General features: G+C 62.6%; 3 protein-coding genes. All 3 read right to left on the reverse strand.

Features of this window, described 5'->3' with window-relative positions; all coding sequences use genetic code 11:
- Position 1: 1 nt before the first annotated feature.
- Positions 2-748, reverse strand: coding sequence for a hypothetical protein (locus JHW40_RS14425; RefSeq protein WP_090613418.1), 747 nt, complete (start codon positions 746-748; stop codon positions 2-4).
- 10 nt (positions 749-758) lie between these two features.
- A complete protein-coding gene (locus JHW40_RS14430) occupies positions 759-3,716 on the reverse strand; it encodes a hypothetical protein (RefSeq protein WP_139208175.1) in 2,958 nt (985 codons plus the stop codon).
- A 475-nt stretch (positions 3,717-4,191) separates the two neighbouring features.
- The gene (locus tag JHW40_RS14435) at positions 4,192-15,201 is read right to left on the reverse strand and encodes a PLxRFG domain-containing protein (protein ID WP_139208176.1); all 11,010 of its coding nucleotides are present in this window, start codon (positions 15,199-15,201) and stop codon (positions 4,192-4,194) included.
- Between the last annotated feature and the right edge of the window lie 108 nt (positions 15,202-15,309).

Genomic DNA, 15,309 nt, shown 5'->3' on the forward strand with positions numbered 1-15,309 from the left:
ATTACCCCGGATAAGCCGTCTGGTTGTACTCGTTCCATGCCGTCATCAACTCGGGCATGGTGCGAACGTCGCCGTGAACGATGGCGAGATCGGAGATCCTTCCTTCGGCAAAGGGCTGCGGAGGTGTCCCTTCCCCCATCCATACAGTCACATCGCCAGCAGGCGGCATCGAGATCGTCCCCCCGGATGGGCTGACGCCCTGGTCGAAGTCGCCGTTGTTCAGGCTGTGGAAGATCTGGCCTGCCGCGAAGTCGATCACTACCGCGTTGAAGTTCCACTGGTCGAAGGGGGAAGGGTTGGCCGTGAAGTCCCAATGACTGCCATTGTTCGCGGTGGCGCGGCTGCCGTTGCGGTTGGGCTGGAACCACCAGAAAGAACCATCCGGCCAGCGAAGGCTCCATGCCTCTGTAGCGCCTTGAGAGACGTTGCCGTTAAGCAGGACAGAAACAACGTTTCCGAGGTTTGGGATGGTTGCCCGATACCTTCCAGTGCTTCCCCCAAGGTTAGGAAAGAACGGCACTTCATACCGGCCACGGCTGCCCCATTCCACAGCGTCATCATTGGCGGCCATGGGAATATCGCCTTTGCGAGCGGGGATGCGCAGCAGACCATCCGTAGGGTCGCGATAGGTCTTTTCACGAATGGCCGTCCACATATGCTGAACCTGAGGCTCAGCATTCAGGACCGAGGTGAAGTGACGCAGATCCGTAACCGGCCGGTCGATGATGGTGTTGATCTTCTGGGTCATGACGAAATCCTTACTGAACGTTGACGCGGCCCGAACGGGCATAGCGGTGGAGGATGTTGCCGGGCACATGCAGGGAAACATGCTCCCACTCATCGGTCAGACTGCCCCGGTTGGCAGCAAAGCCGTCCCCCGGATCGCCAGTCTGGCCGAAGGCGTATTGCAGGGTCAGCGGCCCGGTCGGGGCCGAGGCCAGCGTGATCGTGGCGTAGCTGCCCGAGACGCTGACGCCGCTGATCGCGGGTGCCCCAGCCTCTGCGAAGCTGAAGCCGTGGTTCGCCGGATCCCGGATCACCAATGGCGACATGGTGGCGCAGCGGGCCGTGATCGTGCTGCCGTCGATCGTGGCTTCTTCCAGTGACGGGCAGAACCATTCGCGCCCCTGACCCAATTCGGCCAGCGCCAGCGTCTCGATCTCGCGGATCAGCAGCCGGGCATCCCGCGTGGGCGTGGCCAGCGTCCCCGGCTCCAGCGGATAAGGATAGAGCGGCGTCGGGACTACGAAGCCCACCGAGTAGAAATCCCAATCCAGACGGCCCTCGGCCAAGATCACCTCGGACGTGCCATCAGCCCGCGTCCCGATGGACTGGTTCACCAGCAGCAGGGGCGCAGCACCTTGGCCGGTGGCTTCGGCTACATCCAGACGCAGGCCATTGCCGACCATGCCGTAATGTTCCCGTGCCGTGGCGAAGGGCGTGGCAGGTGCGCCGCTCAACAGACTCAGCTTGATCCATGCCGCCATCAGTGTCTTGCCGATGGTCTCGGCGCTGGCGACCGCAGATTGAACGCGCTCGATGATCTGCTGACGGCGAGGGGAACCCGCCAGAGCATCCGCCTCGGTGGTCGAGCTGATGACCTCGGCAATCGGGAACATGATCGACCGTTCCCGCGCCTCGCGATGCTGCTTGGACAGGTAGGCCGCTGCCAGACCGTTTGCCGCCGTGCCCATGTCCTGTGGCTCCAGCGTCTCATCGAACACATGCCAGCGGTGTTCTTCCAGCGACGATTCAAAGCCGGTCTCGCCGCCCCCGAAGGCCAGAACGGCGATGGCAAGCTGCTGGGTGTCGGCGAAGAAGATCCCGTTACGCTTTTCCAGCCCCAGCATTTCACCATCGGCAAGCCGGGTCAGGAACTTGATCGTGCCATTGGCATCCTCGACGGCACCGAACACATCCCCGGTAAACTCGGGGTCAACGAACTTGACGCCGGAACCGTCCGGGTCAGGGTTCGGTCCGGGATTGGGGCCGGTGCCAAGGCCGTAGGGCGAACCGTCGCGGGCATCGAAGCCGAACAGGACCACATTGTTCAGGCTTTCATAGGCCGGGATGATCCAGTCCCCCGGCCAGCTCGACAGTGCATCTGCCTGACCATAGGGCGAGCCATCCCTGACATCGATACCTCGCAGAACCACACCGCGAGCATCGACCAGTTCCTCGGCAATCCAGTCGCCTGGCCATTCAGGCTCTCGCAGAAGCAAGGTGGCCTTCATGTCGCCTTCGCCGGTCACCACCACGGCGGGACCATTCACGGCTTCGACCAGAACGGCATCCTCATCACCGGGCCAACCGTCATTGAGCAGGCGCTGACGCACCTCCCCGGCTTCGCCTGCGCGCAGCATATCTTGGTAATCCCCCGCGAACACATCGTCGGCCGAGAAGGTGCCTCTGGTAATGCCATCGCCCTTTGTGACCAGAGCGGCACCGTTCACCGCGTCAACGACGATGCTGTCGTCGCCCGGCCATTGATTTCCATCAAGTTCCGCGATGGCTTCGATGCGCTCGCGGGCTTCAGTCGAGATGGCCTCGTTCAGTTCTTCGCGTGTTGCCCGTTCAAGAACATCAGCGATCAGAGCATCGATCACCCGGTAGGTGGGGATGCGGTCCAGAATGCCCCAGGTCGGATATCCTTCGAACAGCGGATCATTTCCAGCATTTGGCCCCCGAACATTGACCCAATCGCCCTCGAATGTGAGGACGCGGCCAAGGGCCGGGGCAAGGTTATCCTGACCCGCGTTCACGGCACCTTCGCGAGATGAAAAGACCTTTCCGCTGTTGGTGATATCGGCCTTGCCGCCAATCAGAAACGACAGGGCAGCCAGTTCCACGCTGGTCGCGTCACCATTCGCCACGCGAAGGTTACCGCCACGCCGGCGCAGTTCGTAACTGCGTCCAACCACGAAGGAATCGGCAGGCCATGCAGAACCATCTGCATTGCGAATGCCAAAGGTCTGGCCGCCGATCGCCAGAGTCGGGCTGTTGCCGGTATTGGTAGCGACCGGAATATACTCGATCACGGAGGCCCCGCCGAGAGAGGTAATCCCTGCCTCGATGAATGATGGGGCGATATCCGCTGTGATAGCGTCTCCGGTTCCCCCGATATTGACCGTTGTGATGATTCCACCGTCCCGGATGGCATTACCGACCGCAGCATCCCGCATCCGGGCCCACCAGCGGCCATTGGCATCCAACTTGACGTTATCCGTCTCAAGGCCGTCCTCGGGTGCACCACGGGGACGCCAGTCCCTCGTCGTTCCGCTGGCGTTGTGGCCGGTGGTGACGAAATCAGCCCAGGTGGGGATATCCGATCCACTCGGATCAGTGTCCGCCGAAGCGTAGTATACCCGGCCGTCGCGGACCTCGGTGCGCAGGTCCGCCAGTTGCTGTGCCGCCGTACCGGAATCCCAGGCCCTGATCCACCATTGGCCGGTTGCGTCCTGCTGGTGAACAGCTGGATCGAGAGGATCGGGCTGACTACCAGTAGATACCCAGATGCTGAAGGAGTTGTTTTGCCGCTGGATTACGGTGTCGGTTCCACTGGGGAATGTCGTTCCCGAGAAGTTAACAATCCAGATCGAAGCCACCCGGCGCGACGATAGAGAGGCCGACAATCCGGTCAGGTCATTGACAGTCACGTCACCGCCAACGACGCGAAGGACATTGGCACGACGCCGCAGCTTATAGCTTCGTCCCACCACGAAAGCCTCCGCAGGCCTTGTGCCGCCATCCGAGTTTCGGATGGGGAAGGTGGTTGCACCAATCGTGATCGTGGGGTTGGCTGCGCTGTTCGTTGCGGAAGGGATATATTCGATTTCGGATGCGCCGCTTAGCGTCGTAATGCCAGCGTCTTGAAGCGTGGGATGCAAATCCGCCGTAATAGCGTTCCCCGTCCCACCGATGTTGGTCAGATTGAGGATTCCGGTATCGCGCAAGGCAAGGCGCTGACGGTTGATTGCCGTATCGCGGGCTGTTGCCTCGGCTGCAACCGATGTCGCAATCTGATCCAGAAGATATTGAAGCGCATTGCCTCGAAGAAGCGTGACGTTGGCCATGGAAAACCCTTGCAAGGTTGCGAGGGGCCACGTCCTATGGCGCCGGTTATTGCGGCCAATCTAACAGACTGGCCGCCCATAGGTCTAGTTCCAGAACGACTGCCGCGCGAATGGGCCGTCAGCCCCCATAGAACGACGGAGGCTGACTTTCCCGCAAGGGCCGGTTCAGGCGAGGATTGAGAGCAACGCCGAGTTCGTTGCGATCACTTGCGCGCTGACGTGCCCTGACCGATTGGCGGATGCTGTCGGCCGTGATCGCCCATTCCGGGATATCCTGATTGAAGCGGCGCATCTTCTCGACTGCTGAGTCGGGGATTTCATCGCCCTTGCGCACGGCATCGCCAATCTCGCGCACGATGTCCTTGCGGCGCTTCTCGATCCTCGACTGCTTGTTCCGCAGGCGGTTGTTGATCTGATAGCGTTCCGCAACCTCGGCAGGGGTGAAGCCTTGCAGCTGCATCAGCAACTGCCACGGGCTCACGTCCTCGACCAGAGGATCGCCATAGAAGGTGTTGACCCCTTCGGTCGCATAGCGCGTCGTCTTGATCGTGTTGCGCGCGAATGTCGGCACCATCTTCTCCATTCCGCGCATGACATGGCCTTCGCCAAGGGTCGCCGCACCAGAAACCATGCTGCCGACGATGCCGACGGCTGGTCCCGCGATCTGTTCGAGATAGTAATGCCACAGATCCTGCCCTTCCAGATCACGTTGCGACGACTGGAACCAGAGATCCGGCATGCCGATCCGATTGGTCAGGTTGATGCCGAGGGCGTGACCCGGCGCACCGTTAAGTGCCAGACCCATCGTCCAGTTCCAGGCGGCAACGCCCAGCCCGTCGCCCTCGATCAACAGGGCATCCTGCAACCATGCGTCGATGTCGTCGCTATCGTCGGCGCCGGGGAAAAACAGGGACAGAAGCCCGGTCAGCAGCGCATATCCCCAGACGCCACGGATGCCAGCGTGTGACATCATCGACAGCGTGACACCGGCCAGCTGGTTGCGTGCCTCGCGACGGGTTTCAGCATCGGCCCCATGCAGCGCCTGATGCGTGTCGCGGAACATGCGGAACAGCATGTTGACCTGGAAGTTTCGGAACACGGTAAGGATCTTCGCCGCATCGCCGGTCATAGCGCGCGGCTTGCTGGTGTTCTGATAGTCGAAGTGGACCTTCCAGGTCATGCTGGCCGCGCTGCTGATCGCCGCGTCGTGGCTCAAGCCTTCGCCGCGCGCCAGCCGATAGGACGCCAGATAGGTGACTTCGCGGTTGAACCGCTCCGCGTGGTGGAACATGAAGCCGATCACGCGCATGACCCGCTCGCGCCGGCCGCTGTATTCGACGCCCGAATCCGCGACGGCCGCCAAATCATTCGCCTGCGTCTTGTCGATCACCCCGCGATCATAACCCTGCTGCATGGCCCGGCGCTCGTCGGCGGTCAGGTTCGGCGCGTTATCGACCGACCATTGGTCAGTCCATACGGGCATGCCCCCGACGCGCTTGGACACCTTTCCTTTGCCCCGCATGAAATCCGCGGATGCGGCGGTCAGGGCCTTGATGGACCCGCCGACACCCGCCTTGCGGAAGCGCGTGGCCATCAGCGGGACGCCCACCACCGTCGTTTGCGACACGTTGACCGCGGCGGCGGCCGGGCTCATCCCCAGATACCAGACAAAGGCCGCGCTCGTGGCCATCGTCACCAATGGGTTGTTGGTCGGCTGCATCGTGAAGGCGTGGCGTTGCTTCATTTCCCGCACGACGAAACCGGCCCGGTTCGGATCCGGCTCGCTCTTGGCCTGTTCTTCTGCGACCTCCAGCGTATCCTCCATTTCGGCACCGAAGCGCAGGCGGGCCTGCTGGTGTGCGCCGTGGAACATGGCGCTGGAAAAGGCGCGGATCGCGTCCTTGTTGAAGCCCGCACGCCCTTTGCGGTGGATCTTGTTGGTGCGAACCGACTGATCGGGCAGCGTTTCAAGCCAGCGTTGCCATACCTGATCCATGAGTTCCTTGCTGGCGCCGGATTCGGCAAGCAGTTCCTCGACATCCGCAAGGAAACGGGGATCGACCTGCTCACGCAGGTTTACGTCACCGCCCAGAACACCGCCATCGACCTTTCCAAGACCATCCTTGCGGGCCTGTTCCATGAACGCCTGTTGCTGTGCGGCCTTCTCGAACCGGCTGAACGACACAACCTTGCCGTCACCGTCCCGGATCGTGACAAAGTAATTGCCGAAACGAGACAACGGGAAATATGGCCCGGACAAGCGGTTGTCCTCGAAGATCTGGCGCATCTGCTTGAGCCGCGCCCCTTGGCCGGTGGCCGCCCGAGCGTGGGCATTGGTGCGCTTCTTGTTCGCCTTCTCGATCGCCACGGCCCGAGCCTCGCCGGTCAGGCCCTCATCTTTGATCCGCTGGAGTTCCTTGCGGTGTTCGCGGTCTGCCTTCCTGACGACCATCTTTGCCGACGCCCTGATATTGTCCATCAGCGCGGCATCCATAGCGTCGGCCATCGCCGTGTATTCGTCGCGGATCTCGCCATAGAGTTCCTGGAAGGTTGGTGGCAGGGCATCATACATTTCGCGCAGCCGGTTCCATTCGGCCTCCCGCTCCTGCGCCTCGTTCAGCGTGATCCGCGCCCATTCGTTTTGAGCGGGCGACGGCTTACCCTTCAGCATATCCCGCGCCTGATCATCGACCGGTCGGCGCCATGATCCATCCTTGCTGGGGTCGATACCGGCAAGTGTGGAATCGTGCATCAGATCCATGAGGCCCATATTCGCGGTCGGGCTGCGGCGCGCGGCTGCGGTCCATTTATCCACCATTTCTGCGGCGCGGGCCTGCCACTTGTTCCGGTCAGCGTCCATCCTCTCTTTCAGGCCGATATAATCCTGTGCGGCGGGGATGTTCTTTGCCAGTTCGGTGAACAGGGCCCGGCCCGGCACCAGCGACAGGACGTTGAACCGTGCATTTCGGCCCATGGCATCGGTAAGCAGGTTCGACATCAGGTCTTTCGCCCCGGTCCAGCCGTCCTTTCCGATCATCCCCAGCGACTTGCCCTTGGACCGGAACAGAGCCTCTTTCAGCGCGGACAGGTTGCGCTGTTCCTTGGCCGGTTCCGGGCGGCTCCCGCTTCCCGGTCCATCCGGGCCGCGACCACCAATCTCGCCATTGGCAATCCGCTCCATGATCGAGGCCGCGTCCTGGAAGCCTTCGCCGCGCAGGGCCGCTGCCATGGCATTGAAGAACGACCGGATGCGGTCGAACGCCCGCCCCAGCGCGCCCGGTGGGTTCGCGGCCCGGCCGGTCGCCCAATCGGCATAGAGTTCGGCAATCATTTCCTCGGTCTGGGCCGCCGTCGTCAGATCAGGATAGGCTTTCTCGACCGCTTCACGGACGGCGCGGTTCGCGCGCGCCGCGCGGGCCAGCGCCTGCCATTCCTGCTGGCTGAACAGCCCGTAATCTTTGCCCCAAAGGTTCGCATCGCGCAGAGCGTGGATGATCTCGTGACGAACCACATGGGCCGGATCGGCCGCACCAGCGTTCACGTTGATCTCGCCCGCGCGGTATGTGCCGAGGATGCGGGCGCCGCTTGCCGAAAGCAGGTTCCGCACCACCCGAGGGGAAATAGAGCGATCAAGGCCGTGATGGGCGACGATCGACCGCACCAAAGCCGCAATGTCGCGCAGGGCAGCAGGAGCGATAGAAGCGTTGCCCGAATCCGATTCGATCTCTATATTGATCGTGTCGGGGTCGCCATCCAATGCCGGAGCGAATACCTGATCCCTCTGGGATTTCAGATTCACCGCGGGCCCTTGTGGCCTGGCCCCGACATTATCCTTCGCCAGACGGTAGTGGAATTTCCCGCTGGTGGTTTCGCGGACAATAGCGAATACACGCTCAACACGTCCGTCCACTTCAACAGGTGCAGAGAAGCGATGGACAGCCTTGATGCTCGGGCGGCCTTTCCTATCCGGCTCAGATCCCTGATAGTCTGCATTTGCCAGAATGTCGGGAAGGGTCGGGATTAGCGCAAGAATGTCATCACCCGTGCGCTGGACGGTCTCTTTGGCCCCGCTCATGTTGAAGCTGATCTGGAACCCCGTCTGCTTGTTCTCGATTGTCTGACCAACGAGATTGTCGCGGAACCAGTTTATCGCTGCGCGCTGTCTCTCGGGCAATGTTGCGCCTTTGATCGTTTCAAACGACTTCACCTGCGCGACCGGCTCTGCCATGTCGCGCTGATACAGTTCTACGCCGCTATCCGTTTCACGGGTCTGGATTGCTTCGAACAACGCATCGAAGGCCGGGCGCACCGTCTCGACCTCATCCGGCTTTAGATATGGATAACTGTCGCCCAGACCCGACATTTCTGCGTGGATCTGCCAGACGGTCCCTTCAACGATATTGGCCAGGTAGTCGTTGGCAATGCTTTGATCTTGCAGTTTCGCGATCACATAGGACTCGAAAGCGCGGGCATGGAGTTCAACGCCGGTGCCCCAATATGCCTTATGGCGCAGCTTGTCGATGTTCTCTGACCGCTCTTTCAGCTTCGTCTTTCCGATTGCTTGCCGAACGACGACAAAGGCGTCCATCACTTCCGGGCGAACGCCTGTGACCGGGCTTTCCGGATACCGACTATCGGTAATATAGCTTCCAGGCTTCCCATCGGTGCGCTGTCGCTGGAAATAGTTATCCATCGCATGAAACCACTCATGCGCCAGTGAACCCGCACCGTTCATCTTGGTCAGGTTGATGACCACCTGTCCGGGCTCGAAATGCGCCGCAGCAGGGGACACGCCGCCGCGGCCTCGCGCACCGAACGCCAGCCCCAGCGTCCCGTTCAGGGAAATGGCGCGCGGAGGGATATCCAGAACGCCTGCCAGATCCATCAGCGCGTCAAAGGCGTCGTTCAAGTCTTTCTGGCGGCGCCCACCTTCCACCCAATTCCCGAACTGGACGCCACGAAACCCAAATTGATCCTCGAACTGCTCAGGTGTCACATCCAGACCACCGCGATGATCGAAACCGACACGCGGCGCATTCTCTGTGCGCCGGTCAGCCGGGATTTCGCGCATCTTGTCGAATTGCTCCTGTAACAGATCGGCTTCGTCACTGATGATCCTGCGCGCTTCCTTCACGTCACCGACGCGGCGCAATTGAATATAGGTGCTGCCGATCTTCGTCCCGACAGTGAAATATTCCCCGCCATTATGGCGATACACGAGCCATTTGCGGCCTGTGCTGGCCTTTTCTTTTTGTTGACCCAAAGTCCCATAGGCTTTCTTGAACGCATCAAGTGCCTCGGCCTCCGACTCTGCCCGCGCAATGGTTCGCGGCATGTTCGAAAACGCCGTGGCCCTTACTTTCTGCGAGACTTCCCAGAACCCCTTTGGTGTGTCGTATCGGACGCCACTGAGCATGGAATATGCGACCTCGCCAAAGGACATGCCTTTCAGGCTCTTTCCGTGGCCGACCGCATCATACAGCTTCATCTGGCCCTGAATGTCGCGCAGCGAACGCCCGCCCTCTTTCAGCGCATCATCAAGGTGCCTCTGGTCGATTTTGCCATCCATGATATCCTGGGCAAGCCCACGCAATTCTGTGACCGCTTTGACCCAGCTTGAGAGGCGATAAGATTTCTGTGGCTTTGTCGGGATACTGTCACGCGCGGCGCGGATGAACCCGACTTTCCAAGGCTCGACGCCAGCATCTATCAGCTTCACATAAACGGGTGCGGGCCATGACTTCGACAAAGGTTCAGCAGCAATATCAACCGTAGCGGCGTCCTGCATCCTGTCCGCATAGGCCATCCAGGTATCCTTGCGCGCGCCCTCGATCTTCTCACCGAAGTCCTCGATCCTATCGGGGGTCGCCGGGGTGGACGGCGCTTCTTCTGCCGGGGATGGCGTAGGAGCCGCCGACGCTGGAGCGGCGGTCTGGCGGGACGAGAACATATCCTGTTGGGTATCGAACAGCGGCCCGGCATCGCCGCTGTTGCCGTCGAGCCTTCCAATGCGGGATTGCTTCTGGCGGGCTTCGATCTCGGCACGCTGCTGCGCGGTCAACGCGGAACGCGCCTGTTCCTCGCTGCCCTCCATGCCGGGCAGGATGGTCTGCGGCAGGCCATCGGCGCCGGCCTCTTCCGTGACAGCGGTATCGCCAGACAGCGGCGCACCGTCAGCGCGCAGCGCCGCAATGGCTGCGTCGGGCGCGTCATAGACTCCGATCTTGCGCGTCGGCACGGCGATGGTGCCAACCTGATCCGTCACGCGCGATGCGTGGAATTTGTCGCCGATCTGACGCACGACCCACCGCCCGGCGCGGTCCCGCCGTTCGCCGTCCAGAACACGGGTGGCCGGATCCTTGCCCGGAGCCATGCCGGCTGCATCGAACGCCGCAAGCGCGCCGGCTTCGGTATTGACCGCGGGGCTGGCTGTGGCTGCCCTGCCACTTTCTTCCCTGCCGAAAGTTGCCTCGGGGTTGTCGCTGGCCCATGCCCGCGCGTCTGCCTCTGTGGGGAACCCGCTGATCATTCGGTCACTGGCCATCAAGACCCAGCCGCCGCTGACCGCATCATCGAAAACCGTCCAGCCGCGCGCTCGCCCGGTCGAAGGCACCGATCTTTTCCAATTGGCAAATGTTTCGGGTGTCGTTTCCCCGACCTGCGGATCGGTGGCCTGTTGTCCTAGCAGTTCCTGCAACACCGGATCGGTTGCTTCATCGCTGGCAGTCTCGCGCAGGACCGCGCGGCGGTCAGCGATCCGGCTATCGGTATCTGGTTCTGCGTCCGGGGTTAGGCGTCCCGAGTCCGCGGCGGAATCCGCGTCGTTTCCTTCGCCTCGCTCAACGCTTTCAATATCGTTGCCCGGCGTTCCAGATCCGCCCGTTTCTCCGGCGTTAAGTTCGGACTGGCTGCCATCTCTTTCATCGCCAAATGGGACGCCCGTGCCTTCGCTCGTTGCGCTTCCGTCACCGGCACTTTCTCGAACTGCATTGGCATCACTCCTGACGATGAAGTCGTAAATCGTGTCCCAGATATCCGCACTGGTGTCATCGACCTCATCCACAATAGATGCTCGCTCGGAGACGGTCAAAGCCTCATCCAGCCCCAGACGCTCGATTTCAGCATCAACCGCACGCGCGATGTCGCCGCGGCGCTCATCATCCGTGCGAATGTCGGCTTCTCGATCAGGGACAGCCCGATCTGCGGCCCCAGCGTTGTCGCCTACCGAATATCCCGATTCGCCATCGCCCGTTCTTTCTGCCTGTTCGGCACGTTCTCGGTCGCGCGCTTCCGCCTGAACTTCCGCCTGCTCACCGATCGGCTGGGCATTGCCCGCGACTTCCTCGGAAATGGCCTCGATGATCGACCCCGGTTCGAAATAGCCGGTTTCCTGATCGACATTGATGGTGCCGATCAGATCCGGGTGTTCCGAAGCAACGATGTTATCCAGATCCTTTGCCCCGCTGCGCCGGAACAATCCCGGCGCGGTGCGGGCGTTCACGCCCCTGTGGCGCAGTTCGGCGGCCATGCTGCCGGTCGGGTTGATGCCACCGAAACGATCCCCGACATACTTGATGAAGGGGCGCCGTTGTGGCGTCCGCACAGGCGCAGACTGTTCCGGTGCGGTGCTGGCCGGTTCTGTCGCGGGTGACGGATCAGGATCTCCGAAGCGCGGGCGCTGGGAGTCCTGCGCAGGGATCGCCAGCGCGGGGCGCGGGTTCTCGATCGTGCCCGCATTGGTGATCGTGCCTGCGCGATAGAGGCGGCCATATGCGTCCGTCAGCGCGCGGCGCGCCTTGACCGGGATCTTGTCCCAGACCAGGCCTCTGCGCGCGGCACGGGCCGCCGATGGGCCCGCTTCCTCCATGATGGCCTGCCGAACGTCGTCCGGGGCATCCTGCCACCACGGCGCACGCTGCGGCGTCGGCGGATCGGTCAGTTCGACCCCAACCGATTCCGCCGCGGCCGCGCGCGCTTCTGCCTCGCTCTCGGGCGTGATGATTTCGCCGTCCAGCGCGTCCGATTGCGGCGCCGGGGTCTGCTGCTGGTGCGCGCGGCGCTTGAATGGGAAGTCCAGCCGACCGGCAGCCGGCCGTCGCATCTGGCCACCTTGCAGCCATGACTTCATGCCGTCGGTGGTGGTTTCGGTAATCGCCCCGATCCGGGCATCCCCTTTCCCATCTGAGAAGCCGTCCCGATACAGGGACAGCGCCGCGCCGCGGGCGGTGGTGCCGACGATGACCTTGTGTTCATCGAACTTGCCGGTATCGGCATCGACCTGATCCACGATCAGCACATAGTCGGATTCGGGCACATCCCCCATGTAGAAATCGACGTGATCGCCGTCGGCGCCTTCCGTGCCCCGGAAATAGCCATAGTGCGCGGGCATGGTGACAGACCATTCGGTTCCGTCCGGGCCGGTTCCACGCCGCTCGCTGCCCTTGGCGTTCTCAATCGAGAGGTCCAGCCCGTTCCAGCGGGCGTGTCCCTTGCGATAGTTCCCGGATTCCTTCTGTGCTTCGGTCGGCTCGGGATCGGCTTGAGCCGCGGCTATAGAAATGGGATCAGCCGTTCGCGCGACCGGCCCGCGGACCAGCGCGCGATCTTCCGGCATGGTCCCGTGCGTGCGCTGTTCGCCGACACTGATCCACTCGCTGCCCTCCTGCACCACAGGCTCGACAGTTACAGCCCGGCTTTGGGGATCATATGAAACGACCCTTTGACGTTCGCCGCCATATCCTTCGATGATATTGCCGGGGGCGAGATAGTCAGAGGTTGCAGCGTTGCGGTTTCGGGCATTGATCTTCCTGCCGCGCCAAGCCCAATCAGCGGGATCTACGGGGGTGGTGCTGGGCTGGCCGGTTTCGGGCGTGGTCAGCGCCTCGCCGCCCTGCATATGCTGGGGATCTTGACCCGTTTGGGGTGGTGCCGTCAGCGCCTCATTCAGTGGATCTCTAGGTTCCCCGGTGCCATCTGCCACATCCACACGGCCCAGACCGTCTTGTCCAGCCTGCTGCCCTTCTTGATCGGAGGCCGCCCCCCGTCCATCCAGCGTTTCAGGTTCCGAACCTCCTTGCGGCTCAACAGGCCCGCCCGGCGCAGTTCCTTCGCCGCCCGGCGCCAGCCCATCAGAAACCCGAACGGGGCCTCGCATGTCGGTTCCGGCCCGATCATCTGTTGCTGCGGGTTCCACATTGCCGGGGGCCTCCTGTGCTGCCTCGATCCGCGCTACGTTGTCGCGAACCATGTCAAATTTCTGCGGAGTCAGGTCGATCTGCTGGCCACTCACGCGGACGCGGGCGTTCCCTTCGGGTGTCTCGCCCATGAAAACCGCATCGTGAATGTCGCCCGTAGAGGCGTTGCCCAGCCGCAAAGACGATCCCGGTTTGTATTCGGGGAAACTCGACTGGACCTCGGTCGCAGATTCCGACGTGTCCTCGATGATGGATTGCGCCGCCTGTTCGATCGGCCCGGCCGGCGCGGGAAGCGCCCCGAACGATGGGGGTGCTGCCGCGCCTGCTGCGTCCGAGAGGGGAGTCTCCGCAGCAGGCACGGCAGCCATACCGGCTTCGCTGCCCTCGATGCCGGTATATTCTGGCGCGGGCAAACCCATCAGGCTGGGGACGCCGCCGCCTTGTTCTGTCCATTCGCCCTCGATGGCCTCGGGCTCGATCTGACCATCCGGCGCGCGGCGGATGCCTTGCATCGGGGGCAGAACTTCGCCGTCGATTGCGCCCATGGCTGGAAGGTGGCCCGGCCCGGCGCCGCCGCCATCGGGGTCGGTCGGGATCAACCCGGTTGCCGTTTCCCCATCAGCACCATCGGCGCCCGTAGCATCGCTCGGATCGGTCGGGGTGCGCTCATCACCGCCGCCACGCATTGCGCCCATCCCAGCGCCCATGCCGCCGCCTGCCAGACCGCCGAGAACGAAATTCCCAAAGCTGTCCTCGGTCACGTCAACATCGGCACCGGTGGCCGCTGCTATGCCCGATTGAGACGCCACGCCCTCCAAGGCTTCCTGCGTGCCTTCTTCAATGAAGCCGGCCGCGCCCTTCTTCCCGGCCCGTGCGAGACGACCGCCAGCACCAAGCCAGCCGTCAGCTGATCGCATGATCCTGTTGGTTGCTGCGCCGCCGACGGCACCGATGATGGATTGGCGGAAACCGGACTCCGATTCAGCCATCCGGGCAAGCTCTTGGGCGGCATCGTCCGCACTCATGCCCTGCGCGATCAGATCCTGATAGCCCGGCATCTTCTCGATGATCGGGCGGCCGTCCTCATCGGCTATCTTGGCCGCGTCCAGAACAAACTGCCGCCCCGCGTCCGCGCCTTCGCCGCCCGCCATGAGGCTGCCGAGTGCCGCCGCCGTAACGGGGTTCGGTGCGGCCACCAGCGGCGCCATGGAGCCAATTCCCTGCGCAGCTTGCAGGACCGCGCCGCGCACGCTCGGATCTTCGCCCATGGTCCATGTTGAAGGGCTGAGCAGGTCGCCACCCGGTTGGGTGTTGCGCATGGCTTCCTGCCCCCGCTCCGACATGCTTTCGGTAATGGCTTCGCTTGCCCCGCCGATCGCATCATTCGCCCGGCGCGATCCGCTGCGAATATAGGACTCGCCCTGAACGGTGTTCGGATCGCCGCCCGCCGCCTCCAGTTCGTCTCGCACCGCGTTCCGCAGGGTGTCGTCAACCGCAACCCCGGCCATCTGCACCGCGCCGCCTGCCGCGCGCACAGCACCAGCGCCGAAGGCCTTGCCGACATCGGTCACATCGGTCAGCAGGCCCGGCTTGCGTTCCGGCTGTTCCGGCATGGGATAGAGTTCATCCGCGATCTGATAGCTTCGATCCATGACAGATCGAGCCGCTGCCGGATCGCCGGTCAGCGATGATACCGCATCTTCCAGCTTCGCCCCGCGCTCCATGGCGCTGGCAATAGACTGCGCATTGTTCCGCGCCGCGTTGGTATCGCTGCGCCCACCGTCGAGCGCCATCAACACGTTGGCCGGGACACTGGTTTCGCGCGCGATGGCGTCAAACTGGTCTTTCGGATTCTGCTGGGGCTGGTCAGGCAGGGCGCCCAGCTTCATCAGGGCGGAATTGAGCGGCGAGTTGCCGGAAGTGTCTTGAGCCATCGAAACCTCACGCGGATGGGGTCGAGGGCTGCACTTCCTATGCGGCCGGATTTCCTCTTACTTATGGCATGACGTGGCGGCTTGGCTCAAGCGAGAAGGCGATGCGCG

Origin of the sequence: Paracoccus alcaliphilus (assembly GCF_028553725.1) — a bacterium.
Lineage (GTDB): Bacteria > Pseudomonadota > Alphaproteobacteria > Rhodobacterales > Rhodobacteraceae > Paracoccus > Paracoccus alcaliphilus.